Here is a 25038-nt window from a genome sequence, read left to right as displayed (position 1 = left end):
CGCGGCAGCCCTGCCCGGCCGGCGATCAGCGCGCGCCGCCCACCTGCGCCAAGAGGCGCTGAACCTCGGCCTGCTGCGCGAATTCCTTGCCCATGCCGCTCAGCTGCGTCAGCTCCTTGCGCGCCTCTTCCTTCTTGCCGGCAACCAGATAGATCTCTGCCAGATGCAGCCTGTGCAGATGCAGGCTTGGCGCAAGCGACAGCGACTTGAGCTGCAGCTCGATCGCCTTGGCATGCTGGCCGGCCTTGGCGTAGACACTGGCCACGGTATCGAGCACCGCAGGTGCCTCAGGCGCCAAGCCGAGCAGCTTGTCGGCCAGGGTCTTGGCTTCCGGATCGCCGCGCTGATTCAGCAGCCACACCAGATTGTTGAGCGCCAACACGTTGTCAGGCTGGAGCTCCAGAACCTTGCGGTACAGCCTTTGGGCCTTGACCACATCACCCGATGCCAAGGCATGGTCTGCAATGGCGAAGACAAAGCCGGCATCCGACGGATGGCGGCCAGTCCAGCTCGACTCGAGCGCAACTGCATCGCCGTCCTTGCCCGCGAGGCGATAGGCACGCAGCAGCTTGACCGCGCCGTCGGTCGATTCCTGCTTGGCCAACGCCATCTTGTAGGCTTCGGCGGCTGCGGCGGCATTGCGAGCCGACAATTCGATGTCGCCACTGAGCACCCAGCCCACCGACTCACCGGCTCGCTGCGCCTGCACAGTCTTGGCAAGCTGCCGCGCTTCGGCCATCTGGCCTTCAGCCACCAGCAGCGAGGCCAACATGATCTGCGCCGGGACATGGTCGGCTTTCAGCGCCAAAGACTTCTTGAGCAGCGTGATCGCACCGGCCGTGTCCTTCAGCTTGGCCTGTACCTCGGCCTGGCGCATCGGCGGGATCGGGGAACGCGGCTGCATCCGGCCCAATTCAGCAAAGGTATTGAGGGCCTGGTTGAGGTCCTTGTTGGCCACGAAGGCGCGCCCCAGCAGCTCGACAAATGCCGCATTGCCCGGGAAAGCCTGGCGCCCACGCTGCGCCATTTCGACCGCTTTCGCAGCCTGAGCACCATCCAGGTAGACCGAGCCCAAGGAAAGCAAGGGGCCGGCTTCCTTGGGAAATTCCTTGACGAGCGCTTCCAGCTGCTTGACCAGCGTTTCCCGCTTCTCACCCTTTTGAGCCCGCAGGCCGATGACGGCCAGCTTGGCTTCCACAGACTCCGGGTTGGCGCTGGCCGCAGCCTCGAAGCGCTTGATGGCCTCCTCCGGCTTGCGGTCGCGGATGTCCATGCCAGCCAGGGCTGTGGCCGCAGGCAAATAGCCAGGGCTCAGCTTGAGCGCCTGCTCGAAAGCCTCGCGCGCTTTCTCGGGCCTGCCACGCAAGGTCTCGATCCGGCCACGCAGAACCGCTGCCTGGGGCTTGCCCGGCTGCTTCTGATCCAGCAGATCGATGGCGACCATCGCCTTGTCGAACTCCTGGCGCCGCTGCAGCGCATTGATCAGGGCCATGTCGGCCCGGATGCTGCCCGGCTCACTCTTTGCCAGAGCGCGCAAGGCTTCGAGCCCCTGTTGCGCATTGCCGCGTTCGATCTGGGTCATGGCCACGGCGATGCGGCCCTGGGAATTCTTCGGGTCGAGCTTGACCAGCTTGGCGTACAGCTCTTGCGCCGCAGCAGGTTCGCCCGCCTGCTGGTGAATCTCGGCAGCCAGTGCATAGGCCTCCGGCGAACCGTTGGTCTCAGCCAGCAAGGGCTCCAAGGTCTGCAAGGCCTTGGCGGTATCGCCCGAGCGCAGGAAGGCCTGTGCCAGTTGCAGGCGCATCGCACGCGTGCCGCCGCGCGACTGCAAGGCCATGGTCAGCTCGGTGATGGCGCGCTGGTAGCTGCCCAGCTGCAAGTCCACCGTACCCGCCAGATGCAGGGCCTGGGGACTCTCGGGCGTCATCTTCAGGAGGGCCTGGGCCTGCTCTTCAGCTCCCTTGAGATCCTGCTTCTCCAGCGCCACCATGGCGGCGTTGTAGCGGGTCTGCGGATGATTGGGCGCGACGGCGCGCAAGGCCTCCAGTTGTTTCTCGGCCGCGGCCGCATCACGCTGCTGGAGGAACGCGTTGATCAGGCCGGCGTGGGTCGCCACGTCCTTCTTGTCTGCGGCCAGCGCCTGCTGATAGGCCGCAATGATTTCCTTGCTGTCGCCCTGCTGAAGCTGCAGCAATTCGGCCCGCAGGCGCCACGCAGGGGCGTTCTTGGGCTGCTCTTGCAGGAGTTTGTCCAGCACTACCATGGCGCCGGCCAGGTCCTTGCTGCTGGTCAGGAGGCGGACCTTGCTCAATGCGGCTTGCGCATTCTTCGGATCATCGCGCAGGGCCGCTTCAAGGGCCGCGCCGGCAGCGGCCCCATTGCCCTTGGCCATGTGCGCATTGGCCAGAACGACCTGGAGTTCGGCGCGCTGAACCGGGTCTTGCAACTTGCTGTCGCCAAAGTCGGCGAGCACGCGATCCGCCTCGCCCTTGAGCAGGCGGGCCTTGGCCGTGAGCACGGTCATTTCGTCATTGCTGTGGCCAGCATTGCGGGCCTTGTCCAGCTCGATCAGGGCACCCGGCATGTCGCCAGACAGGAACAGGGCCTTGCCGAGCAGGAAACGGGCTTCGGCCAGCGAGGCATTCTGTTGCAGTGCATTTTTCAGCTGGATGACTGCAGCCTTGGGTTCATTCTTCTCAAGCAAGGCCTTGGCCGACGCCACTTGCTGCTCGGGCGACTCACCGAAACAGCCACTCAGCAGAGAGGCCGACAAGGCCAGCGCCACACCGGCGCTGAGCGCGGCCGGGCTGCGCGTCATCTTCTTGCTTTGCGTCTTGTTGTTCATTTGATTTGCAGTCGGTTGATCAGGTCATACAAGGTCGGACGGCTGACCCCCAGCATCTCCGCCGTCTTGACCATATTGCCGTCGGTGCGAGACAGCGCGGCAATGACGGCTGCGCGCTCGGCGCGCTCGCGCACCGTGCGCAGGTCCAGCGACTCAGCGTCGCCCTCGGCGGCCTCAGGTACCGCAAGCCCGAGGTCGGCTGCCGTGATTCGGTCGCCATCGGCCATGATGGAGGCGCGCTTCACCAGATTCTGCAGCTCGCGCACATTGCCGGGCCAGGCATGGGCCTCGATCGCTCGCACCGCATCGTCGCTGAGCGCCTGCACCGGGCGGCGCATCTCGGATGCGTAGCGGCGCAGCATGGCATGCACCAGCAGCACCGCGTCGCCGGCGCGCTCGCGCAACGGCGGGATCTCGACCACGATCTCGGCCAGGCGGTAATACAGGTCTTCGCGGAAACGGCCGTCGGCGATCAGGCCTTTCAGGTTCTGGTGGGTCGCGCCGACGATGCGCACGTCCACCGCAATCTCCTGCCGGCCGCCGAGCCGCTCGATGCTGCGCTCCTGCAGGAAGCGCAGGAGCTTGGCCTGCAGAGGCATCGGCAGGTCGCCGATTTCGTCCAGCATCAGCGTGCCGCCATTGGCTGTCTCGATCTTGCCGACGGTGGTCTTGGTGGCCCCGGTGAAGGCGCCGCGCTCATAGCCGAACAGTTCGCTTTCCAGCAAGGCCTCGGGAATGGCCGCGCAATTGATGGCGATGAAGCGGCCCTTGCGGCGTGAAGCATCATGCAGGCCCTGCGCCAGCACTTCCTTGCCCGTGCCGCTCTCGCCCAGCAGGAGCACGGTGGCATCGGTGGGCGCCACCTTCTCTACCGTGCGGCAGATGCGTTGCATGCCGGGGTCGCGCGTGACCAGGCCACCCAGCACTTCGGCATGCTGCTGCATCTGCAGGCGGCGGTTTTCCTGCTGCAGTTCGTGCAGTCGGAATGCGCGCTCGACCGTCAGCGCCAGCTGATCGGGGTCCACCGGCTTGGCCAGGAAGTCGTAGGCGCCCAGGCGTATCGCCCGCAGCGCATTGCTCTGGTCATTCTGGCCGGTCAGCACGATCACCTTGACCGACGGGTCCAGCTCGATCAGCTTTTCCAGCAGCGAAAAGCCCTCGGTCACAGAGTCCTGATCGGGCGGCAGGCCCAGGTCCATGGTGACCACGGCGGGGTTGTGCCGCCGGAACTGCAGCAGCGCACTCGGCGCATCGCTGGCCAGTGCCGACTCGAAGCGGTCCAGCGACCATTTCAGCTGTTTTTGCAGGGCCAGATCGTCTTCGACGATCAAGAGACTGGGCAGACGTTCAGCGCTCATCGGGTGTTCATCAAGCCGAGGTCCGACGAAGCTGTCGCATGAAACAGCGGCAGCAGCAAGGTGATCCTGGTGCCCTGCTCGGGCTCGCTTTCGACATTGATCTTTCCTCCCAGCTCCTGGACGTACTGGAAGCTCTCGTAGGCTCCGATACCCATGCCGCTTGATTTGGTGCTGCTGAACGGTTTGAACAGCTGGTTCTGGATGAAGTCACGTGACATGCCGCAGCCAGTATCGCCCACTTCAACTCGCGCATTGCTGCCGCTGGCGTCGAGCGCGAGCCAGACGCGACCTTGTACCGGAGTTGCATCGAAGGCGTTCTGGACCATGTGGCCAATCACACGTTCCACCCGCTCATCATGGCCCCGCGTGCTGATCTCGGCGTGGATTTGCAGCTCCAGTTGGCGCCCCTTGCTGGCAGCCGCAGCCGCGAGGCGTCGCGCCAGCGCCGCCAGGTCCACGCCACCGGCAACCCCATGAGGATTGCCGCCTTCGCGAAGCTGCAGCATCAGCTGGCGCATCTTGTCGAGCGAGTTCTCCACCGTGTCCAGCATGTCCTGCTGAAACTCCGGGTTGTCGCGCAGACGCTTGGCGTTCTTCATCATCAGCGAGAGCTGGGTGACGATGTTCTTCAGGTCATGCACGACGAAGGCCGACATCTTGTTGAACGCATCGAACTTGCGCGACTCCAGCAAGGCCTCGGTCGACTGCATCTGCGCAAGAAAGGCGGCAGCCTGGCTACCCGCTGTCTTGAGCAGGTCGCGCACTTCCCAGTTCAACTCCACTGGCGTTCGCGGCCGACCGAGCACGACGAAGCCGATCAGCTCCGTCGACATCAAGAGCGGCACCACCAGCCAGTTGCGCTCGTCACCGCCCAGCCACTCGGGCAGGACCAGGCCTTGATAGGCCGGTGAGCCGCGGCGGAACTCATCCAGGTCGATGATCCAGGCGCGCTCACGCAAGTAGGCGCAAAGGGCCGAGTCTTCACCTTCCACCTCACGCTGTTCAGGCATGTTCCAGATGGCAGTCTGACGCCATTCGCGCCGGTCACCCCGCAGCATCCAGAGCGTGCCAGCCGGGCTCTCGACCAGATTGGCCAGGCCCCGCACCACCGAGCCGCCGACTTCCTGCGGCGCCGTTGTCGTCGAAAGAATGGCGGTGAAGCGCAGCCACTCCTCTCGATAGTCGTAGCGGTAGCTGAAGAAATTCTTGCTGATGTAGACCCGCAGCTTGGAGCGCAAGGTACCGGAGAGCAGCAACATCACCAGCGCCATCAGCGCCACGAAGATGAGCGCCAGTTGCAGCGCCCTGCCCCAGTCACCGCCGGTATAGCGCACGTAGTAGCCAACGCCCGACACCAGAAGCAGATAGGCGCCCACCAGCAGCAGCGTGGCCGAATGGAATACCGCCGCTCGCGACACATGCAGTTTGCCCAGCCAATTGCCTTCGCGGCGCGACGCCAGATAGAGCAAGGGCACAGCCATTGCATGCACGGCGGCGCGCACGTCGAAGGCGTCGCTGTCAAAGTGCTGGAACAGCACGGCCTGCGAAAACACGAAGAGGTCGAAAGCGAACACCGCGCTCAGGCCCAGGCAGACCGGCTTGGCGTTCCAGCGCGCGTCACCGCGGGAATTGCGCAGCAATTGCTCCACCAGTACCAGCCCGACCACGGCAGCGGCCAATGAGGCAAAAGCCATCTGCTGCTGCAAGGTGGCGGGCCGGTAGTCGAGCAACTCACGCGTCAGCAGCAGCATCGGCAGCGCGAGTGCGCTGAGCGCCGCCCACAGCCGGAGCTTGCCTGGATCACCCGCTCCGGGCACCGAAAGCAGGCCGAGGATGAAGACGAACCAGAGCCCGTAGCGCAGTGAATCCGCCAGGGGCAAGGCGATCGCAGAGACTTGCTGCAGGCCCGAACTGGGCGCCATCAGCCCGAGGACGGCCCACAGCAAACTGGCCAGCAAGGCGGCCAGCAGACTCAGGGACAAGGTGGCGCTGCTGGTTTCGTCCCGGCGAAGCAGCTTGGCTCCGACGAGGATGGCGAAGGCGCCATAAGCCAGCGCCGCGAGCACATGGCTCGCCGCAGCAAGATTGAACATGCGCTATTCGATCAAGCGAGAGCGCCGACGGGAATCGGCGCAAACGCTAGGGGCCAACGCCGACCCGGGCAGCCTCGAAGGTGAAGCAATCAGCGAAGCTCGGCGCTTCGCTCGCGCGGTCAGCGGGCGCCCTTACCTGTCAGCACCACGGCGACGGTCTCGAGCAGGATCAAGAGGTCAAGGAACAGCGTGTGGTTCTTGACGTAGTACAGGTCGTACTGCAGCTTCTCGACCGAGTCTTCGATCGTCGAGCCGTACTCGTAGCGCACCTGCGCCCACCCCGTCACGCCCGGCTTCACGCTGTGACGCACGGCGTAGTAAGGGATCTTGGTGATCAGGTCGTCGACGAAATACTGGCGCTCCGGACGCGGGCCGACCAGGCTCATCTCGCCGCGCAGCACGTTGAAGAGCTGGGGCAGCTCGTCGATGCGAACCCTGCGGATGAACTTGCCGACGCGGGTGACGCGATCATCGTTCAGCGTGGCCCAGCGCGGCGTGCCGTCTTTCTCGGCATCGGTGCGCATGCTGCGGAACTTGATGACTTCGAACACCTCGCCATTGAGGCCGACGCGTTCCTGGCGATACAGCACCGGGCCGCGCGATTCAAGGCGGATCGCGATGGCGGTCAGTGCCATCAGCGGCAGGGCCAGCACCAGGATGGCGCCAGAGAACAGCACGTCGAAGACCCGCTTGACCAGGGTGCGGACCACGCCCTGGTTGAAGCCGTCGCCAAACACCAGCCAGCCGGCGTTCACATGGCTGACCTTGATCTGGGCCAGGGTCTTCTCGAAATAGGTGGCGATATCGACCACGCGGATGCCGTAGAGCTTGCAGTCCAGCAGTTGGCGCAGCGGCATGCTGCCACCACGGCGCTCGGACAGCGCCACGACGATCTCGTCAACGCCCAGGGCCAGTGCGGTATCGGTCAGCGAACCACGCGATTCGACCAGGGCCGAGCGTGCCACTTCGGGATGTTCTTCATTCGGGCCGGCGTAGTAGCCGATGATCTCGGCATGCGGATCGGCAGCGGCCAGTGTGCTGCCCACGGCCTTGGCGGCAGCGCCAGAACCGAAGATCAGGATCTTGGTGCGGTTGCGCGATTGCGAAACCGTGTGGGCGGCATAGACGCGATGGACCATCACGGCAGCCACGGCGGCCATGGCGGCAAACGTCATCAGCTGGCGATTGATCGCGTCGGTCGGCAGCAGGCCAAAGATCACATAGGCCAGCGGCAGGCCCAGGAACAGGGCCAGCAGGGCTCGGGCACAGGACTCGGTCACCGAGCGGTTGTGCACATGCTGATAGAAGCCAGTGGCGGAGTTGATCACGAACATGCCGCCGGCCAGGGACAGGCCATGCGATGCAGCGAACGGAATGATCTGCTCGGCTGTGCCACCTTGGCTCAGCACCACAGCAATCACTGCGAAGACGATCAGCCCCACGTCGAAGAAGACCTGGAGCAGTGTCTGCTTGTGTAGGTAGTGATTGAAGATCCGAATCATGCTATTCCCCGCTCAGTCCGTAGCCCGGGTCGCTCTCGCAAGCCACGGTCTGAAATCGATACTGCCGAACACATCTGCAAAGCCTGGTGGCCGAGTCATGCGAAGCTGCCGCCCTGCGAAGCCGCTGTTGTTCTTGCCGCTCCCTCTGGGGAGTCGTCATGAGCCGCAACGCTTCGTTATGGGTCGGGATGATGCCCGCCTACCCCTGTCTTGAAAGCCCCCCGTTTAGAGGGTCGGCGCCCCTTGAAACGTGCAATCCGGACGTTTCGCCGCGCAGTGTCCCCAAAACATATTTCTTGCCGATGAACGAGCCGCGAGTAGATATCAGTTGCGGCCCTGCGGCGCGCTCAATGGCCGCCCCGCTCGTGCGTTTTCCACGGCACATCAAAAATGCTTGTAAAACCCGTTCTACGCCCGGGCGGGCATATTTCACGACCAATAAAAAAGCCCACCGAAGTGGGCTTTCGCGGAGAGAAATTGCAAGCAGATGTATCAGCGCACCACGGCAATTTGGTCGCGCTTGCCGCCCTTGTATGTAAACAGGGTCAGGGCGCCGTTCTTGATATCGCCCTTGGCATCAAAGGTGATATTGCCGGTAATGCCCTTGTAATCCGTCGTCTTGGCCAGCACCGGCAGGTACTTGGCCGGTTCGGCCGAGCCGGCCTTGACCATGGCAGCAACCAGCACATTCACAGCGTCATAGACATAGGGGGCATAGATCTGCACCTCGACGCCGTACTTCTTCTTGAAGGCTTCCTTGAAGGCGTCGGTGGACTTCTTCGCCTCACCTTCGACACCACCGGCCTCGGCGCAGATGACCTGCTCGTCCGCCATGGCACCGACCGACAACTCGGGCAGCTTGGCCGAGCAGATGCCGTCGCCACCCATGAACTTGGCCTTGATGCCCAGCTTCTTCATGTTCAGCAGCAGCGGGCCGCCGACGGCGTCCATGCCGCCGAAGAAGATCAGGTCCGGCTGCTTGGCCTTCAGCTTGGTCAGGATGATGGAGAAGTCGGTCGACTTGTCAGTGGTGTATTCATGGCCGACGACCTTGCCGCCCGCGGCCTTGACGCTCTTCTCGAATTCCTTGGCAACGCCCTGGCCATAGGCCGTACGGTCATCGATGACGGCAATGGACTTGGCCTTGACCGTGTTGACGGCATAGCGACCCAGAGCGCCGCCCAGCAGGCCGTCGTTGGCCACGATGCGGAAGGCGGTCTTGTAACCCTTGGCCGTGTAGGCCACGTCGGTGGCCGAAGGCGAAACCTGCGGGATGCCGGCGTCGAAATAGATCTTCGAGGCCGGGATCGAGGTGCCGGAGTTCAGGTGCCCCACGACGCCATTGACTTTGGAGTCCACCAGCTTCTGCGCTGCGGCCGTGCCCTGCTTCGGATCGCTCGCGTCGTCTTCGGCCAGCAGCACCAGCTTGACCTTCTTGCCGCCAATCATCACGCCCTTGGCGTTGAGCTCGTCAATGGCGAACTTGGCGCCCAGCTCATTGTCCTTGCCCAGATGCGCGCCCGTGCCGCTGACCGGGGCCACATGGCCGATCTTGACCTCCATCTCCTGGGCCTGGGCAACACCACCCAGTGCCAGTGCGGCCGCGCCAACGATCAGATTCATCTTGATTTGCATTGAATACCTCCGGAGTGGGCAGGAAAGCGCCCGGTCTGTATCGATCAATAAAAAGGGGACTGCAGCGGCGCGGACCTTACCCGAAATGCGGGGTCCGCTCCAGAGGGGAAAGTCAGCGCTGCGCCTGTGCGGGCAGCGCTCAACTCAGCCACTCAGGTCTTCACCTCGTGATGGTCGAGCTGGTGGCCGAGTTCCTTGTAGCGCTTGAAGCGCTGACGGCCGAGCTGCACCTGCTCGGGATCACGCGACAGCACCTCGAGAATCCGGTCAAAGGCCTCGATCGGGTCGGGCATCTCGGGGCCGAGGTTCAGCAGCACCGGCCAGCCGCGCAACTGCTCGGCCCGTTCGGCAAGCAGCAGCGGCGTGGCGGCCATCAGCTCGGGCTTGTTCGGCTGCCAGCGCATATGGGGCACGAACTCAGTGGCCTCGAAGCTCCAGAGCGCCGCGTCCAGCCTGTCCAGCATGGCCGCGGGCGCCAGGATGCCCACCCGCGCACCGCTCTGCTGCGCCTTGCGCAGCAGGCGGCAGCAGTAGGCCAGCCGGTCCGGCACGCCGGTATAGAAGCTGACCTGGGTCATGCCTGTGCTGAGGTGCTTACTTCGCCTGCGACAGCACGAAGTGGGTCAGGAGGCCCACCGGGCGACCGGTCGAACCCTTGGATGCGCCGCCCTTCCAGGCCGTGCCGGCGATGTCCAGATGGCCCCAGCGGTACTTCGAGGCGAAGCGCTGCAGGAACTTGGCGGCGGTGATCGAACCACCGGCGCGAGAACCCACGTTGGCCACGTCGGCGAAGTTGCTCTTCAGGCCTTCTTCGTAGTCATCGTCCAGCGGCATGCGCCAGCACAGATCGAGCGCTGCTTCGCCCGCCGCTGTCAGCGATGCCGCCAGTTCGTCGTCGCTGGCATACATGCCGCTGCGGATGCCGCCCAGGGCAATGACGCAGGCGCCGGTCAGCGTGGCCACGTCCACCACCACGGCCGGGTTGAAGCGCTCGGCATACGTCAGGGCATCGCACAGGATCAGGCGGCCTTCGGCGTCGGTGTTCAGGATCTCGATCGTCTGGCCCGACATCGAAGTGACCACATCGCCCGGCTTCAAAGCACGGCCGCTGGGCATGTTCTCGCAAGCAGCGATGATGACGACCAGGTTCAGCTTGGGTTTAAGTTCGACCACAGCGCGCAAGGTTCCCAGCACCGAGGCGGCGCCACCCATGTCGAACTTCATCTCGTCCATCTCGGCGCCCGGCTTCAGGGAAATGCCGCCCGAGTCGAAGGTGATGCCCTTGCCCACCAGCACCACCGGCGCCACCGACTTGGCCGCGCCTTCGTAGCGGGCAACGATGAAGCGCAGCGGCTCGTCCGAGCCCTTGGCCACCGAGATGAAGGAGCCCATGCCGAGCTTCTCGACCGCCTTCTGGTCCAACACCTCGACCTTGATGCCATGGCTCTTGGCCAGCGCCTTGGTCTGCTCGGCCAGGTAGGTAGGCGTGGCGTAATTGCCCGGGCGGTTGGCGCACTCGCGCGCCAGCTCGATACCGGCGGAAATCGCCTCGCCGCGAGCCAGGCCAGCCTTGGCGGCCTTGGCGTCGTCCTTGCTGGTGATCAGGCTGACCTTGGCCAAGGCGCCAGCTGCTGGAGCGCTGGGCTTGGTATGACGGTAGACGTAGACCGATTCGGCGACCGCCTGCACGGTCTGCTCGGCAAGCGCTTCAACGCTGGCTTCGAAGCCGACAAAGGCGACAGCCGCATGCGCAGCGCCACGCCCCTTCAATTGACCGAGCGCCGACGACAGCGCGGCGCGCGCCGCCTTCAAGCTGCCCTTGCCAGCGGCAGCCAGCACCAGGCGCGGCGCCTTGATGCCAGCGGGGCGCTGCAGCGCCAGCGTGCGGCCGCCCTTGAATTCGAAATCACCCAGCTTCACTGCGTCGGCAACGGCTGCAGCGAGGGCCTTGTCCAGGCCTGCCGGCAGCTTGTCGCCGGCCACCACGAGCAGGAGCGCGTCGGCGCTGGTGCCGGCCAGGGCGTCTTGCGACGCCGACAGAGTACGGAAGTCCATAATGTCTCGGTATAGAAGATAAAAAGTGTGCGGATGTTATTCGATTCCACTGTGCGCAAAGAGCTGGCCCGCAGCTTCGGCGTCACCCTCGTCGTGATCCTGACCATCGTCCTGACCATCATGCTGATACGCACGATAGGCCAGGCGGCCGTGGGCTCCGTGGCACCTCAGGACGTGCTCCTGATGATGGGCTATCTGGCCCTCGGACATCTGCCCACCATGCTGACGCTGTCGCTGTTCGTGGCAATCGTGGCCACACTGGGCCGCATGTACCGCGAGTCCGAGATGACGATCTGGTTCGCCAGCGGCATCGGTCTGACCCGCTTCGTCAAGCCTGTGCTGCGCCTGGCTGTGCCGGTAATCCTGGCTGTGGTGGTGCTGGAGTTGATCGTCTGGCCCTGGGGCAACCGCAACAGCGCGCAATTGAAGGAGCGCTACGAGCGCCGCAGCGACCTCTCGCGCGTGGCGCCGGGCAAGTTCCAGAGCTCGCGCGACGGTTCCAAGGTCTTCTTCATCGAGCGCGATGGCGACGACATGCAGACCGGTCGCAATGTCTTCATCCTCGCTGACCAGGCCAGCCGCGAATCGGTGACCACCTCGCACAAGGGCCGCATCGAGATTGCCGACGAAGACCGCTACCTGGTGCTGGACAACGGCCAGCGCAACGAAATCAACAAGGACAACGGCGAGAAGATGCTGGCACGCTTCGAGCAATACCGCGTGCTGACCGACCGCAAGGTGGTGCGCCAAGCTGACCAGCTACCGCCCAAGGCGCGCAGCACCCTGGAGCTGATCAGCGACCCGACACAGAAGAACCAGGGCGAGCTGACCTGGCGCCTGGGCCTGATACTCGGCTGCGTCAACATGACGCTGCTGGGCATAGGCATGTCGGCCACCAATCCGCGCCGGCCGAGCAACTGGAGCATGCTGTTCGCGCTCTTGAGCTTCGTCGTCTATTTCAACCTGATCAATCTCAGCCAGTCCTGGGTCGGCAGTGGCCGGGCGAGCATGTTCAAGGCCCTGATCGGTGTGCACGGCGGCGCGATCCTGCTGGCCATGACCTTGATCTGGCTGCGTGAGCAGGGCAACTGCCTCAGCTTCGTGCGCAGGAAGGCGGTTGCTTTGCCATGAAAACCGTCCGCCGCCTGCTTTACAGCGACATCGTCAGCTCGGTGTTCTTCGTCGCTCTGGCATTCCTGTCACTGTTCTATTTCATCGACTTCGTCGAGGAGCTGGACCGGATGAGCCGCGCTGGCGCCGGTGCCGGCCGCGCCGCATTGCTGGCTCTGCTGGAGCTGCCGGGCCATTTCTACGAGCTCTTTCCTATCGCGGTGCTGATCGGCAGCATCTATGCGCTGGCGCGCATGGCCCAGTCCAGCGAGTTCACCATCCTGCGTACCGGTGGCCTGGGGCCCGGCCGCGCGCTGGCGCTCCTGGCCACCCTGGGCCTGGCGTTCGCGGCGCTGACCTTCGCAGTGGGCGACTACGCCGCGCCCTGGTTCGAGCGTCAGGCCGAACTGACGCGCGCCGTCGCCACCGGCGGCGTGGCGCCCAGCCGCGGCGGTGCCTGGCTGAAAGACCGCGAGGTGCAAGGCGGACGCAGCTATTCCATCCATGTCAAACAGGCCAGCGCCAATGGCGAGCTGCGCCAGGTCCGCATCTTCGAGTTCGACGCCACCGGCGGACTCCTGAGCCGCCTGGCCGCCGCATCGGCCAGCGTCGATGGCAAGGGCATGTGGCGCCTGCATGATGTGCAGCGCACTCGCTGGAGCGCCGGCAAGATCAGCGACGAAACCCTGGTTGAGTCGGCCTGGCAAAGTTCGCTGACCTCGGGTGTTGTGGCCGCCGCTGTGCTGCCCCCCAACACCATGACAACCACCGAGCTCTATCGCTATACCCAGCATCTGTCGGCGCAGGAGCAGTCTGCCCAGGCCTACCAGATCCAGTTCTGGCAGCGCGCCTTCAAGCCCCTGGCCTGCCTGGTGATGGTGGCGCTGGCCCTGCCCTTTGCCTACCTGCATGCCCGTGGCGGCGGCATCAGCTTCAAGGTGTTCGGCGGCATCATGCTGGGCATCAGCTTCTCGCTGTTGAACAGCCTCGCCGGCCACCTGGGCCTGCTGCAAGACCTGACCCCCTGGGCGGTGGCGGGCGCGCCCAGCATGCTCTACCTTCTGATGTCACTGGCGGCGTTCGGCTGGCTGGTGCGCTACCGATGAATACGACAAACCCGATGAACCAGAAGACCGGCCTCCTGCTGTTTGCCCACGGCGCGCGCGACCCGGCCTGGGCGCGGCCTTTTGAAGCGGTGCTGGCGCAGATTGCCAGCCAGAGGCCGGAGCTGGTCATGCGCCTGGCATTTCTCGAATTCATGTCGCCCGGCCTCGAAGAAGCGGCGCGGGAACTGGTCAGCGCGGGCTGCCGCCGCATCGACGTCATGCCGCTCTTTCTCGGTGCCAGCGGCCACGTGCGGCGCGATGTGCCGCCTCTGGTCGAGGCGCTGCGCCAGCAGCATGGGCCGGCGGTGCGATGGCAGCTGCACACCGCAATTGGCGAGCATCCGGCCGTCATCCAGGCCATGGCCGGCGCCACGCTGGACTGGTTGAACACAGCCGCCCCGACGGTCAAGCCATCATGAACCTGCACCAGTTCCGTTTCGTCCAGGAAGCGGCGCGCCGCAACCTCAACCTGACCGAGACCGCCAAGGCCTTGTTCACGTCGCAGCCAGGTGTCTCCAAGGCCATCCTGGAGCTGGAAGAAGAGCTGGGCATCGACATCTTCTCGCGCCACGGCAAGCGCCTGCGCCGCATCACGGAGCCGGGCCTGCAGGTGCTGAAGTCGGTCGAGATCATCATGCGCGAGGTCAACAACCTGAAGCGCATCGGCGAGGAATACTCCAAGCAGGACACCGGCACGCTGTCCATCGCCACCACCCACACGCAGGCGCGCTATGTGCTGCCCGGGCCGGTGGCGCAATTGCGCAGGCAGCTGCCGCAGGTGCGCGTCAGCCTGCACCAGGGCACGCCGGATCAGGTGGCGCGCATGCTGATGGATGACAGCGCGGACGTGGGACTGGCCACCGAGTCGCTGGCCCAGATGCCCGAGCTCGTCACCCTGCCCTGCTATGAATGGCAGCATGTGCTGGTGATGCCGGTGGACCATCCGCTGGCAAGAGAGGAGCATGTCTCGCTGGAGCAATTGGCTGCCGAGCCGCTGGTGACCTACCACCCGACCTTCACCGGGCGCACCCGCATCGACCGGGCATTCGCCGGCCGCCATCTGACGCCGCAGATCGTGCTCGAAGCCATCGACTCCGACGTGATCAAGACCTATGTGCGCCTGGGGATGGGCATCGGCATCGTGGCCGAGATGGCGGTGCGCGAAGACCCGCCGGGCGGCGATCTGGTGTCGCGACCGCTCGGCCATCTGTTCGGCCAGAACGTCACCCGCATTGCCTTCAAGCGCGGCGCGTACCTGAGAAATTATGTTTACGCTTTCGCCGAACTGCTGTCCGACCGCCTGAACCGCCCGCTGCTGGAGCGCGCCATGGGCGGCGAGGCGAGCGACTACGGACTTTGAATTCAATATCGAGATGCCGCTGACCCTGCAAAGCCGCCTGCCCCATGTGGGCACCACCGTGTTTTCCACCATGTCGGCGCTGGCCGCACAGCATGGCGCCGTCAACCTGGGCCAGGGATTCCCGGATTTCGCCTGCGACCGCCGGTTGATCGATGCCGTTGACGCGGCCATGCGGGCCGACCACAACCAGTACCCCTTGATGGCCGGCGTGCCGGCCTTGCGTCAGGCCGTCGCCGCCAAGATCGCGGCCCTCTATGGTCACGGCTACGACGCCGATCGCGAGATCACCATCACCGCCGGGGCCACACAAGGCATCCTCACGGCGCTGCTGGCCGTCGTGCACCCGGGCGATGAGGTGATCGTCCTCGAGCCCTGCTATGACAGCTATGCACCCAATATCGAGCTGGCCGGCGGCCGCGTCGTGCGGGTGCCGCTGAACCCGCAGACCTACCGGCCCGACTTCGATCGCATCGCCGCGGCGCTGTCGCCAGACACGCGGGCGATCGTCATCAACACGCCGCACAACCCGAGCGCCACGGTCTGGACCGAAGCCGAGATGCGCCAGCTGGAAGCGCTGCTGGCCGGCAGCGAGGTGCTGGTGGTCAGCGACGAGGTCTACGAGCACATGGTTTTCGATGGCGCATCGCACCAAAGCGCGGCGCGGTTCCCAGGCCTGGCCGAACGCTCGTTCATCGTCTCGAGCTTCGGCAAGACTTATCACGTGACCGGCTGGAAGGTCGGCTATGTGGCCGCACCGGCGGCCTTGATGGCCGAGTTTCGCAAGGTCCACCAGTACAACGTGTTCACAGTCAACACGCCGATGCAGCACGGCCTGGCCAGCTACATGGCAGACCCAGCCCCTTATCTGGACTTGCCGGCCTTCTACCAGGCCAAGCGCGACCTGTTCCGGGCCGGCCTGGCTGGCACGCGGCTGCGCCTGCTGGCCTCGGAGGGCAGCTACTTCCAGTGCGTCGATTACTCGGAAATCAGCGACATGGCGGACGCCGATTTCTGTGCCTGGCTCACGCGCGAGGTGGGCGTGGCGGCGATTCCGATGTCGGCCTTCAGTGTCGAAGCGCCGGTTCAGCGGGTCATCCGCTTCTGCTTTGCCAAGACCGAGGCAACCCTGCAGCGGGCATTGGACAAGCTGGCCTCACTCTGAGGGCAGCTTTCGCTAGAAGCTCGCCAGGCTCTGAAGCCTGGGCCGGGCGTCACGGCGAGGCAGGTGTCTCGCCGGTGATGTCCAGGTCGAGCTCCAGGTCCAGGCCGTTCGACGCGCTGCTGTCCAGCGGCAGCACCAGGTCCACCGACTCCGCCGCCGTACGCGCCGGGTGCTCGGCCAGGTCGCGCGCCACCAGATAGAGCGTCAGCATGTCGCGCATCAGCGCCAGGTCCTGCAGGTCCGACGGCGCCAATGCCACCTTGCCGCCCTGCCACTGACCACCACGCGACAAGAGGCCGCGCAAAAGGTCCATGCAGGCGGCGTTGTCGATCCAGATCTTCTCCAGCGTGTGCAGCACTTCAGGGCAGGTGAGCAGGCCCGGGCCATCGCCCAACGGCCAATCCCAGTCAAGTGGCGGCACGCCAAACTGATGGGCGTAGCTCTCGCCCACCAATTCAAAGGCCGAGCGGTCGTTCTGGCGCTGGTAGATCTCCAGCAGCATCAGGTAAGGCCAAGGACTGCTGACGCCGCGCAGCTTGCTGCTGAGCAGCTCGATGGCAGCACCCTCCTGCCCCAGCAACATGAAGAACTCGGCCTGCTGCTCCAGGTCGATCAGGCTTTCCACCGACAGCGGCTTTTCGGCATTGCGTGCCGATGCCGGACGCGTGTCCAGGGGAATGGTCTGCTCGACGAGCGAGATGGACAGCGGCTCACTGTAGGCCGGGCGGCGCAGCGAGGAATCGGGCATCAGCATCGAGTCGCTGACGAAGTCGCCCAGCTGCGGAATGGCGATGGTCGAATGGCCGCCACTGTCCAGGTCCGGCGTTTCCACGGCGCGCAGGAGGTCGGTCTGGTCCAGGTCGGCTGCGCTCAGGCGGGCCGCCAGGCTGTTGGCCGCCGACGCTGGCGACTGCGCTGGCGCTGGCACAGGGACGGCAATCGTTGCCGGCTCGGGCGGCAAGTCATCCAGCTGCATCGGCATGCTGGCGCCGGCCAGGCCCATGGCCTCGGGTTCGCGGAGCATGCGATTGCCGTGCGGTGCATGCTCCTTGGCCTCGTTCCACCAGGTTGATTCATGCAGGGCACGGTCCCGTGCACGGGCACGCCACAGATAGGCGCAGAAAGCCGCGAGGCCCGCCAGCAGCAAGGCCAGCACATAGACGACCGGGTTCTGGTAGCGGGCCGAATGCTCCTGCTCCAGCTGGCTGCGCAAGAGGGCCAGCTTGTCGGTCGTTTCCTTGTTCTGGGTCTGGATGCGCTGCAGGCTTTCCTCGAGGCGCTTGATGCGTTCGGCGCCGGCGTCGGGCGCACTCGCCATCGGCAAGGGCGCGGAGGCAGGCAGCGCCGTTTCCAGCGGCTCCGCAGCTTCGAGCTGCAGGCGCGGCCGGACCACCGGTGCAGGCTTGGCACCCGTCGCGCCGCCCGCACTGGCCTGCGTCGTGGTGGCAGGCTTGCGAGGCGGCTTTGCCTTTGCCTTGGGCTTGCTGGCCGACGCAGCGCGGGCCGGTGCGCTCGCTGCATCAGCCTCGCCGGCAGCGGCCACACTCACGTCTGCATTGCCGGCCGGCCGACGCGGCGCGGCTGGCTTGGGCGCCGGAGCTGGCGCGGATGCGGCCTCGGTGGGCGTCTGAGCCAGCTGCGGCGCGGGCACCGGCGCTGCTGTGGGCGCCAGCAACTGACCGGGCTTGGCATCTGCGGTCGACAGCGCGGCACGCAGTTGCGGCGAGTAGCTGCGCACCGAGGTGTCGGGCAGGCGGGCCTCCTGCGGCAGATCGGTTCGCAGGCTGGGCGGGTCGACAAAGGCAGTGAACTGGCGGGTGAAGCGCGTCGGGCAGCCCAGCGACAGGGTGACCGTGACCAGCGGCTCGTCCACCGGCACCAGGCTTTGCACGCGCACCGCGCGCACCGTGCTGTCACTCTCGCCTTCCAGCTGCACCTGCACCTGCGTGGCAAGGATGCGGCTCTCGCCCGCAATCACTTCGGCGCGCGCGCAATCGGGGGTCATTGCTTCATCGGCACCCAGCTGGATGGGGAACAGGAGGTTGAGCGGCTGCCCCAGCGCCGACAAGGTCAGCGGCCGACCGACGCCCAGAGCCTGGGCACTGTTTTGCGCACCGAGCAGCAACACCGCCAGCATCAGTGGGGCGAGCTTCGGTACCTCGGATTTGCTAGTTCGCGCGCTGATGACAGGCTCCATGCCAACAGGCAAAGCTTGGATGCCGGGCACTCTATCACGGAGAGTTACATCTCTCCCCGGGGGACTCCCCTTGACTCGGTGATTCAGCACTCGTATCCGGGCAGACGTCGGTCCAGCCGGCGCAGCAGGCCCGGCCAGCTGAGCGAACCGCCCTGCCCCTTGGTGACCTGGCGCGCCTGCTCCTGGGCAGTGGCGATGATCGCCGGGTCCACCTGGATCAACTCGCCACCACCAGCCTGGGCCCGGATCTGGATATTGCAGACCGCCTCGAAAAAATACATGGCCTGGAAGGCTTCGGCCACCGAACGCCCGACGGTCAGCAAGCCGTGGTTGCGCAGCATCAGGTAGTTGTTCTTGCCGAGGTCGGCGACCAGCCGCGGTTTCTCTTCGTCGCGCAGCGCCACGCCTTCATAGTCGTGATAGCCCAGGCTCGAGAGCACGAAGATCGAATGCTGGGAAATCGGCAGCACACCGCCGCGTTGTGCCGACACCGCCACGCCATTGAGCGTGTGCGTATGCAAGACGCACTGCGCATCGGGCCGCGCCGCATGCACCGCGCTATGAATGGTGAAACCGGCCGGGTTGACCGGGAAGGGCGACTCCTCGAGCTTGTTGCCGTTCATGTCGACCTTGACCAGGCTGGAGGCCGTGATCTCATCGAACATCAGGCCGTAGGGATTGATCAGGAATTCGTCGTGCCTGTCTGGCAACCGCGCACTGATGTGTGTGAAGACCAGGTCGTCCCAGCCGAACAGTGCGACCAGCCGGTAGGCCGCAGCCAGATCGACGCGCAAGGCCCATTCCTCCGGGCTGCAAGTCTCGCGGCGCGACGAGGTTTCATTCAGGTGGTGCGACATGGGAGCTCCGGTCAAGCAAGGGTTGGGGCGGCTCGTGGACAATAGGCAAGGACGGCAAGCCCTTGCTGTCACGTCAGCGACAAGCCCATGAACAGCACGGTTCTCACAGCATCCGAACGCAGCAGCATTGAAGCAGGCTCGTGGTTCTCCAAGCTCTCCCCTGCCCTGCGCACCGACATCCTCTCGCGCGCCACCGTGCGCCGCCTGGGCGACGACGCCCTGCTCTCGTGCCGCGGTGAGCCCGCCGAGGAATGGTGCGGCGTGGCCAAGGGCGCTGTGCGCATCAGCTCGGTCTCGCTCTCCGGCAAGCAGATCACCCTGACCTACGTCGAGCCGGGTACCTGGTTCGGCGACATCTCGCTCTTCGACGGCCTGCCCCGAACGCATGACGCAACGGCGCATGGCGACACCACGCTGCTGGTCATCCGCAAGCCCGACTTCAAGGACCTGCTGTCCAGGCATGCCGAGCTGTACGAAGCCTTGCTGCGCCTGAACTGCCGCCGCCTGCGTCTGATGTTCGACGTGGTCGAAGACCTCAACACCCGGCCGCTCGCTTCGCGCCTGGCCAAGCAGATCCTGCTGCTGGCGCGCTCCTACGGTGTGCCGCAGGGCGAGGAAGAAATCCGCATCGGTCTGCAACTGGCCCAGGAAGATCTGGCGCAGATGCTGGGCGCCTCGCGCCAGCGCGTGAACCAGGAGCTCAAGGGCTTCGAGCGCGATGGCGCGGTGCGCGTGGAACCGACCCGCCTCGTGGTACTCAGCAAGGACAAGCTGCTGGCGATAGCTAGCAAGTAAGTCAGCAGGTCGCCCAACAGCACGTCACTCAAGCGACTGCCCGGGGCCGGGTCTCGCCCCACAATCGGCCCAGGAGAAGCAGCACCCATGGACGAGAACACCGGCACCCGAGCACCTTCCCAAGCCATCGACAGCGAGGCGCTGGCCGGCTGGCTGTCCAGCCACGTACCGGGGTTTGCCGGCCCGCTGACGATCGAGCAGTTCAAGGGCGGCCAATCAAACCCGACCTACAAACTCGTTACGCCAGGGCGCAGCTATGTGATGCGCTCCAAGCCCGCGCCGGTGGCCAAGCTCCTGCCCTCAGCCCACGCCATCGAGCGCGAGTACGCGGTGATGAGCGCCTTGCAAGGCAGCCAGGTCCCGGTGCCCCAGATGCTTGCGCTGTGCGAAGACGAGGCCATCGTCGGCCGCGCCTTCTATGTCATGGAGTTCATGGCAGGCCGTGTGCTGTGGGACCAATCACTGCCCGGCATGAGCAATGAGGAGCGCAGCGCGATCTATCGCGAGATGAACCGGGTGATCGCCGCACTGCACCAAGTCGATTTCGCCGCCATCGGCCTGGCCGGCTACGGCAAGCCGGGCAACTACTTCGAACGCCAGATCGGCCGCTGGAGCAAGCAGTACCAGGCCTCGATCACGCAGCCGAACGAGGCGATGGACCGGCTGATCGAATGGCTGCCGGCCAACATCCCGGCCTCTGCCCGCGACGAGGCCGAAGTGTCCATCGTGCATGGCGACTACCGCCTGGACAACCTGATGTTTCACCCGACCGAGCCGCGCGTGATCGCGGTGCTCGATTGGGAACTCTCGACACTCGGACACCCGCTGGCGGACTTCAGCTACCACTGCATGTCCTGGCACATCCAGACTTCGGGCGCAGCTCGCGGCATTGGCGGCCGCGACCTGGCAGCGCTGGGCATCCCGGATGAGCTGGCCTATGTGCGCAGCTATTGTGAGCGGACTGGCCGCATGGACGTGGACGCCGTGATGCGCGACTGGAACTTCTACCTCGCCTACAACCTGTTCCGCATCGCTGCCATTCTGCAAGGCATTGCCAAGCGGGTGGAAGCCGGCACGGCCTCGAGCGACAAGGCCCGGGAAGCCGGCGCCGGGGCGCGACCGATGGCGGAACTGGGCTGGCAGTTCGCGCAGAAAAGCGCTGCTTCGCAGCGCTGAGCTCGAGCGAGGCCGCTCAGTCGCGCGGCGGCGGGCTGGTGGGCTCTTCGTCAGGTGGCTGGCTTTGCCAGGCAATCGACGAAGTCGTAGGCCAGGGGCCGCTATCGGCAAGGCGGCCGTTCACGCGTTGTGCTTCACGGCCCGCCACTTCCATCAGCTTCACGAAGGACTGGATCTGCTCCAGGACCGGCTCCTCCATCGAGGTACGCAGATAGGCGTTGCCGCGCATGGTCAGAAGCACGAACGCCCGGTTGGCCGGCAGCAAGTCCTGGCTGGCCTGCACCAGCGCCGGACTCAGGTCACCATCGATCCACGCGGTGGTCAGCTCCTTGTTGACACCCACGGCACCAAAGCGTGAACGCACCAGCTTGGAGGCGATATTGCCGAGCTTGGGGAACATGACCAGCCAGCGCATCTCTTCCGGAGTGTCGGTATCGACGCGGGTCTTGAGTGTGTCTGTGTAGGCCTCGAAAACCGTGTTCTCGAGCGACTCCATCAGCTCGCGCGCCAGCACCATCATCTGCAAATCGGAATGCAGCTTGAGCTCGCAGCGGATGCGCAGCTCATGGCCGACGATGTAGCTGCGCTGCGATGGACCCCATTCGATGCGCAGGCCGCCCGGCGTGGCCTTGGGCTGCTCGATCACGAAACCGCGACCATCGCGTATCTGCTTGAAGACCGCATGACGGCTGTCGGCCCAATCGGCCACACCCCGCCATCGGGCCGCATTGGCACGGGCGACAAACCAGCTTTTGACTTGCTTAATTACCATGAGTCAGGACAATGCATTTGGCCGGCCGGAGCCGCTGATGAGCCGCGCGGGTGGCCGTATGGAGACCGACAAATGATTGAAGTTTATTCGTGGGCAACGCCCAACGGGCATAAGGTTCACATCATGTTGGAAGAATGCGGCCTGCCCTACCGGGTGATCCCTGTGGACATTGGCAGCGGCGCCCAGTTCGACCCGGCGTTCCTGGCCATCAGCCCCAACAACAAGATACCGGCCATCGTCGACCCCGAGGGGCCCGATGGCAAGCCGCTCTCGCTGTTCGAGTCGGGCGCCATCCTGCTCTACCTGGCAGGCAAGACGGGAAAGTATCTGCCTGCAGGCACGGCAGCCAAATACGAAGTCCTGGAATGGCTGATGTTCCAGATGGGCAGCGTCGGCCCGATGCTGGGCCAGGCGCACCACTTCCGCATCTACGCGCCCGAGAAGATCGAGTACGCCATCGAGCGCTACAGCAACGAGGCACATCGCCTCTACAACGTGATCAACAAGCGCCTGGGCCTGAGCCCCTACATCGGCGGCAAGGCGTACAGCATCGCCGACATCGCCGTCTTCCCCTGGCTGCGATCCTGGAAGAACCAGGGCGTTGAGATGAGCGAGTTCCCGCACCTGAAAGGCTGGTTCGACGAAATCGCCTCACGGCCGGCCGTGCAGCGCGGCGTGCAAGTGCTGGCGGCCGCCCGCAAACCCATGATGGACGAGACCGCACGCGAAAACCTCTTCGGCGCCACGCAGTACAAGCGCCACTGAAGCCGGTGATGGCCTGCCCGGAGGGACTCGAACCCCCGACCTGCTGCTTAGAAGGCAGCTGCTCTATCCAGTTGAGCTACGGGCAGCGAGCGGCGAATTCTCGCATGGGGACACCTCGCGGTAGCCCCTGCTGTATCAGATCAGCACATTGATGATGGCGTTGCCGATGCCCATCAGCGCTGCGCCCGAGATCAGGCCGGCACAGATCGGCTCGCAGCATTCCACCCAGATGCGATGCCCCAAGGTGCCCGGCGTCTTCTTGTGACGCAGGCCCATGACCCAGAACATCAGGGCGCCGGCAAACATCGCGAACACCGACTCCGGCGGCAGCACCACGCCCAGGCCGATGGCCACGGAAGACAGCTTGAAGCGGCCCTTGGTGACGATGCGGGTCACTTCCATCACAAGCGCCACGACGGCGGCAATCGCCATGGCCATGACAGCCGAGCTCGGCAGGCCCTTGACGCCCTTGGCGATCAGCTCGGCCACGCCCTTCCACTGCATGACGGCCGGCATGGCGAACTGGTCGGAGATCATTGAGGCAGTGGTGCGCACGCCATTGGCATCCGGCTGCAGGAAGAGCAGGAAGAACAGCGGCACGCAGGCCAGCACGCCGGCAAAGATGCCGATCACATGGCCGACCACCTGATGGCGCGGCTTGCCGCCGAGCATGTAGCCGGCCTTGATGTCGGAGAGCAGGTTGCTGGCATTGGTTGCCACCTCGGCCGTCATGGCTGCGGGCAGCAGGTTGCTGGCCGGGTTGCTGCTGTCGATGGCACCCATCGAGAACTGCGTGATCTTGGACAGCGAGCCGGTCGGGGTCCAGGAGGTCAGCGCCATCGAGTTCACGCAGATCACCGTCAGGATGAAGATCAGCGGCAGCGAGATGAAGCACAGCAACCAGGGCACGCCAAAGAATGTGTGAGTCAGCCAGACGCCGATGACGCTGAAGATCGGCACACCGACATAGGACAGCCACAGCGGCACTTCGATGCCACCCAGCACATCGGAGCCGACGGTGGGCGCGCCCGCTTTCTTCTTGCCGAAGATCGATTTGAAGGCGCCGGTGAACAGCTCGGGCTTGGCGGCCAGGCTCACCATGGCGCCCACCACCATCATCGTCACACCCCACCACAGCGACCATTGATTGACGATCTCGACGCGGTTCAGCGCCACGACCGAGCCATTGGGGGCGATGCGGGGCGCGATATCGCCGAGCTGGATCATCAGCGGCGCCAGCAGCACGAAGTTCACCACCGCGCCGATCAGGCAGCTGGTGGCAACCGCGATACCCATCAGGCCGCCGGTGCCAATCATGGCCACGTCCAGCGTGGCGCGCAGGCCCAGCACGCGCAGGTCGGTGCCGAGAATTTTCGGGATCACCCAGTCCAGTTTGGCAGCCGCCTGGTAGTAATAGGTGTCGATGCGCTCGTGCAGCACCCAGGCGGCTTGAGCGCCAAAGGTCTTGACCTGCAGGAGCTTCATCCAGCCATCGCTGATGATGGCCTGGTAGATCGCGGCGCCCAGGGCCGTGAAGCCAAGGATGCGGGCCTTGAACATGCCTTCGCCGGCGTCGCCGGTGTAGAGCGAATCCAGCACTACGCCGCTGGCGCGCCCCTCGGGGAACGGCAGCTGCTCTTCATTGATGAAGCGGCGCTTCATCGGGAAGGCCACCAGCACGCCAAGGATGGCGACGACGATCATCCAGACTGTGATCTGCCACCACGGCGGGATGTTGCCGGTCACCAGCATGTAGGCACCGAGACCTGCATAAAGCGGGCTCACCACATAGCCCGAGGCCGTGGCAATGGACTGGGTGCAGTTGTTCTCGAGGATCGTGAAGTCGGCCGCCAGGCCGGCGCCGTGCAGGATGCGGAACAGCGCAAAGGCGAGGATCACCGAGGTCAGGCCAACGCCCAACGTGATGCCGGTCTTCGCGCCGATATAAAGGCCCGTGGCCGAAAGGATGCCACCGAGGAAGAAACCCATCAGGGCCGAGCGCAGTGTCAATTGCGCCATGTCGTCGCGATAGACCTTGCTGAACCACCATTGGTCCTTTTCGGCCCGCGTCATCGTGCGGATCTGTTCGTCGCTAAGCTGAAGAATGGCCATGGGTATCGCTTCTTGATCGGTGACGAGGGCGGCTGCAGAGGAGCCGCTGCGTGCCTTGTGGGCTGCTGCCAGGGAAACTGGCGCGCGATTGTCTGCGGGCAACTGCCGTGTCGGCAGTCGGGCTTGCCCGAGGACATC

General features: G+C 64.9%; 19 protein-coding genes and 1 tRNA gene. 8 read left to right on the top strand and 12 right to left on the bottom strand.

Translation table 11 applies throughout. The features are described from left to right. Positions 1–25: 25 nt before the first annotated feature. The 7 genes from prsT to ABT392_RS06480 all read right to left on the bottom strand — a co-directional run bounded on the left by prsT (position 26) and on the right by ABT392_RS06480 (position 11488). Entirely contained in the window at positions 26–2845 is a 2820-nt protein-coding gene (gene prsT / locus ABT392_RS06510; RefSeq protein WP_395386273.1) for an XrtA/PEP-CTERM system TPR-repeat protein PrsT, read from the bottom strand. Beyond that, positions 2842–4203, bottom strand: a complete 1362-nt coding sequence (gene prsR / locus ABT392_RS06505) for a PEP-CTERM-box response regulator transcription factor (protein ID WP_334277037.1) — start codon at positions 4201–4203, stop codon at positions 2842–2844. The genes prsT and prsR overlap by 4 nt, the downstream gene beginning before the upstream one ends. Then, positions 4200–6296, bottom strand: coding sequence for an XrtA/PEP-CTERM system histidine kinase PrsK (gene prsK / locus ABT392_RS06500; RefSeq protein WP_395386274.1), 2097 nt, complete (start codon positions 6294–6296; stop codon positions 4200–4202). The genes prsR and prsK overlap by 4 nt, the downstream gene beginning before the upstream one ends. Before the next feature lie 119 nt (positions 6297–6415). Next, positions 6416–7798, bottom strand: a complete 1383-nt coding sequence (locus tag ABT392_RS06495) for a TIGR03013 family XrtA/PEP-CTERM system glycosyltransferase (RefSeq protein ID WP_334277039.1) — start codon at positions 7796–7798, stop codon at positions 6416–6418. 492 nt (positions 7799–8290) lie between these two features. Further along, positions 8291–9433: a branched-chain amino acid ABC transporter substrate-binding protein gene (locus ABT392_RS06490; protein WP_334277040.1), complete on the bottom strand. Its 1143-nt coding sequence runs from the start codon at positions 9431–9433 to the stop codon at positions 8291–8293. A 152-nt stretch (positions 9434–9585) separates the two neighbouring features. Then, on the bottom strand, positions 9586–10011 hold the full coding sequence (locus ABT392_RS06485; protein ID WP_395386275.1) for a DNA polymerase III subunit chi: 426 nt from the start codon (positions 10009–10011) through the stop codon (positions 9586–9588). A 16-nt stretch (positions 10012–10027) separates the two neighbouring features. Beyond that, positions 10028–11488, bottom strand: a complete 1461-nt coding sequence (locus ABT392_RS06480; protein WP_395386276.1) for a leucyl aminopeptidase — start codon at positions 11486–11488, stop codon at positions 10028–10030. Between the two features lie 33 nt (positions 11489–11521). Between ABT392_RS06480 and lptF the strand changes: the two genes are divergently transcribed. The 5 genes from lptF to ABT392_RS06455 are packed head-to-tail and all read left to right on the top strand — an operon-like array spanning position 11522 to position 16226. Beyond that, entirely contained in the window at positions 11522–12619 is a 1098-nt protein-coding gene (gene lptF / locus ABT392_RS06475; RefSeq protein WP_395386277.1) for an LPS export ABC transporter permease LptF, read from the top strand. Further along, positions 12616–13704 (top strand): LPS export ABC transporter permease LptG, encoded by a 1089-nt coding sequence (gene lptG / locus ABT392_RS06470; protein WP_395386278.1) that lies wholly within the window; start codon positions 12616–12618, stop codon positions 13702–13704. Before lptF ends, lptG begins: the two co-directional genes overlap by 4 nt. After that, a complete protein-coding gene (locus tag ABT392_RS06465; RefSeq protein ID WP_395386279.1) occupies positions 13701–14123 on the top strand; it encodes a sirohydrochlorin chelatase in 423 nt (140 codons plus the stop codon). The genes lptG and ABT392_RS06465 overlap by 4 nt, the downstream gene beginning before the upstream one ends. Next, positions 14120–15064: a CysB family HTH-type transcriptional regulator gene (locus tag ABT392_RS06460; protein WP_395386280.1), complete on the top strand. Its 945-nt coding sequence runs from the start codon at positions 14120–14122 to the stop codon at positions 15062–15064. The genes ABT392_RS06465 and ABT392_RS06460 overlap by 4 nt, the downstream gene beginning before the upstream one ends. A gap of 13 nt (positions 15065–15077) precedes the next feature. Then, positions 15078–16226 carry a pyridoxal phosphate-dependent aminotransferase gene (locus tag ABT392_RS06455; protein ID WP_395386282.1) on the top strand — a complete coding sequence of 383 codons (1149 nt, stop codon included), beginning with the start codon at positions 15078–15080 and terminating at the stop codon, positions 16224–16226. 49 nt (positions 16227–16275) lie between these two features. On the opposite strand, the gene ABT392_RS06450 is transcribed toward ABT392_RS06455, so the two are convergent. Together ABT392_RS06450 and ABT392_RS06445 are read right to left on the bottom strand one after the other, a co-directional pair. Further along, the gene (locus ABT392_RS06450; protein ID WP_464970937.1) at positions 16276–18363 is read right to left on the bottom strand and encodes a type IV pilus assembly protein FimV; all 2088 of its coding nucleotides are present in this window, start codon (positions 18361–18363) and stop codon (positions 16276–16278) included. Between the two features lie 143 nt (positions 18364–18506). After that, positions 18507–19280 carry a class II aldolase/adducin family protein gene (locus ABT392_RS06445; protein WP_395386284.1) on the bottom strand — a complete coding sequence of 258 codons (774 nt, stop codon included), beginning with the start codon at positions 19278–19280 and terminating at the stop codon, positions 18507–18509. An 87-nt stretch (positions 19281–19367) separates the two neighbouring features. Between ABT392_RS06445 and ABT392_RS06440 the strand changes: the two genes are divergently transcribed. Together ABT392_RS06440 and ABT392_RS06435 are read left to right on the top strand one after the other, a co-directional pair. Then, positions 19368–20075 (top strand): Crp/Fnr family transcriptional regulator, encoded by a 708-nt coding sequence (locus ABT392_RS06440; RefSeq protein ID WP_334277051.1) that lies wholly within the window; start codon positions 19368–19370, stop codon positions 20073–20075. Between the two features lie 87 nt (positions 20076–20162). Then, positions 20163–21251 carry a phosphotransferase gene (locus ABT392_RS06435; protein WP_334277052.1) on the top strand — a complete coding sequence of 363 codons (1089 nt, stop codon included), beginning with the start codon at positions 20163–20165 and terminating at the stop codon, positions 21249–21251. Between the two features lie 16 nt (positions 21252–21267). On the opposite strand, the gene ABT392_RS06430 is transcribed toward ABT392_RS06435, so the two are convergent. Then, positions 21268–21960, bottom strand: a complete 693-nt coding sequence (locus ABT392_RS06430) for a hypothetical protein (protein ID WP_395386285.1) — start codon at positions 21958–21960, stop codon at positions 21268–21270. Positions 21961–22095: 135 nt separating this feature from the next. Between ABT392_RS06430 and ABT392_RS06425 the strand changes: the two genes are divergently transcribed. Then, entirely contained in the window at positions 22096–22788 is a 693-nt protein-coding gene (locus ABT392_RS06425; protein ID WP_334277054.1) for a glutathione S-transferase N-terminal domain-containing protein, read from the top strand. A 9-nt stretch (positions 22789–22797) separates the two neighbouring features. Here ABT392_RS06425 and ABT392_RS06420 read toward each other — a convergent pair. Both ABT392_RS06420 and ABT392_RS06415 read right to left on the bottom strand, forming a co-directional pair. After that, positions 22798–22874: transfer RNA gene (locus ABT392_RS06420), tRNA-Arg, on the bottom strand. Positions 22875–22923: 49 nt separating this feature from the next. After that, positions 22924–24900 carry an OPT family oligopeptide transporter gene (locus tag ABT392_RS06415; RefSeq protein WP_334277055.1) on the bottom strand — a complete coding sequence of 659 codons (1977 nt, stop codon included), beginning with the start codon at positions 24898–24900 and terminating at the stop codon, positions 22924–22926. Positions 24901–25038 lie beyond the last annotated feature (138 nt).

It is taken from the genome of Paucibacter sp. JuS9 (assembly GCF_044043925.2).
Lineage (GTDB): Bacteria > Pseudomonadota > Gammaproteobacteria > Burkholderiales > Burkholderiaceae_C > JAUASW01.
The sequence above is the reverse complement of the archived record's forward strand: the minus strand, read 5'-3'. Positions and strand labels throughout refer to the sequence as shown.

Bases quoted from the DNA above. Each gene is read 5' to 3' on its own strand.
- prsT (WP_395386273.1), bottom strand. From the start codon at position 2,845: ATGAACAACAAGACGCAAAGCAAGAAGATGACGCGCAGCCCGGCCGCG.
- prsR (WP_334277037.1), bottom strand. From the start codon at position 4,203: ATGAGCGCTGAACGTCTGCCCAGTCTCTTGATCGTCGAAGACGATCTG.
- prsK (WP_395386274.1), bottom strand. From the start codon at position 6,296: ATGTTCAATCTTGCTGCGGCGAGCCATGTGCTCGCGGCGCTGGCTTAT.
- ABT392_RS06495 (WP_334277039.1), bottom strand. From the start codon at position 7,798: ATGATTCGGATCTTCAATCACTACCTACACAAGCAGACACTGCTCCAG.
- ABT392_RS06490 (WP_334277040.1), bottom strand. From the start codon at position 9,433: ATGCAAATCAAGATGAATCTGATCGTTGGCGCGGCCGCACTGGCACTG.
- ABT392_RS06485 (WP_395386275.1), bottom strand. From the start codon at position 10,011: ATGACCCAGGTCAGCTTCTATACCGGCGTGCCGGACCGGCTGGCCTAC.
- ABT392_RS06480 (WP_395386276.1), bottom strand. From the start codon at position 11,488: ATGGACTTCCGTACTCTGTCGGCGTCGCAAGACGCCCTGGCCGGCACC.
- lptF (WP_395386277.1), top strand. From the start codon at position 11,522: ATGTTATTCGATTCCACTGTGCGCAAAGAGCTGGCCCGCAGCTTCGGC.
- lptG (WP_395386278.1), top strand. From the start codon at position 12,616: ATGAAAACCGTCCGCCGCCTGCTTTACAGCGACATCGTCAGCTCGGTG.
- ABT392_RS06465 (WP_395386279.1), top strand. From the start codon at position 13,701: ATGAATACGACAAACCCGATGAACCAGAAGACCGGCCTCCTGCTGTTT.
- ABT392_RS06460 (WP_395386280.1), top strand. From the start codon at position 14,120: ATGAACCTGCACCAGTTCCGTTTCGTCCAGGAAGCGGCGCGCCGCAAC.
- ABT392_RS06455 (WP_395386282.1), top strand. From the start codon at position 15,078: ATGCCGCTGACCCTGCAAAGCCGCCTGCCCCATGTGGGCACCACCGTG.
- ABT392_RS06450 (WP_464970937.1), bottom strand. From the start codon at position 18,363: ATGCTGGCGGTGTTGCTGCTCGGTGCGCAAAACAGTGCCCAGGCTCTG.
- ABT392_RS06445 (WP_395386284.1), bottom strand. From the start codon at position 19,280: ATGTCGCACCACCTGAATGAAACCTCGTCGCGCCGCGAGACTTGCAGC.
- ABT392_RS06440 (WP_334277051.1), top strand. From the start codon at position 19,368: ATGAACAGCACGGTTCTCACAGCATCCGAACGCAGCAGCATTGAAGCA.
- ABT392_RS06435 (WP_334277052.1), top strand. From the start codon at position 20,163: ATGGACGAGAACACCGGCACCCGAGCACCTTCCCAAGCCATCGACAGC.
- ABT392_RS06425 (WP_334277054.1), top strand. From the start codon at position 22,096: ATGATTGAAGTTTATTCGTGGGCAACGCCCAACGGGCATAAGGTTCAC.
- ABT392_RS06415 (WP_334277055.1), bottom strand. From the start codon at position 24,900: ATGGCCATTCTTCAGCTTAGCGACGAACAGATCCGCACGATGACGCGG.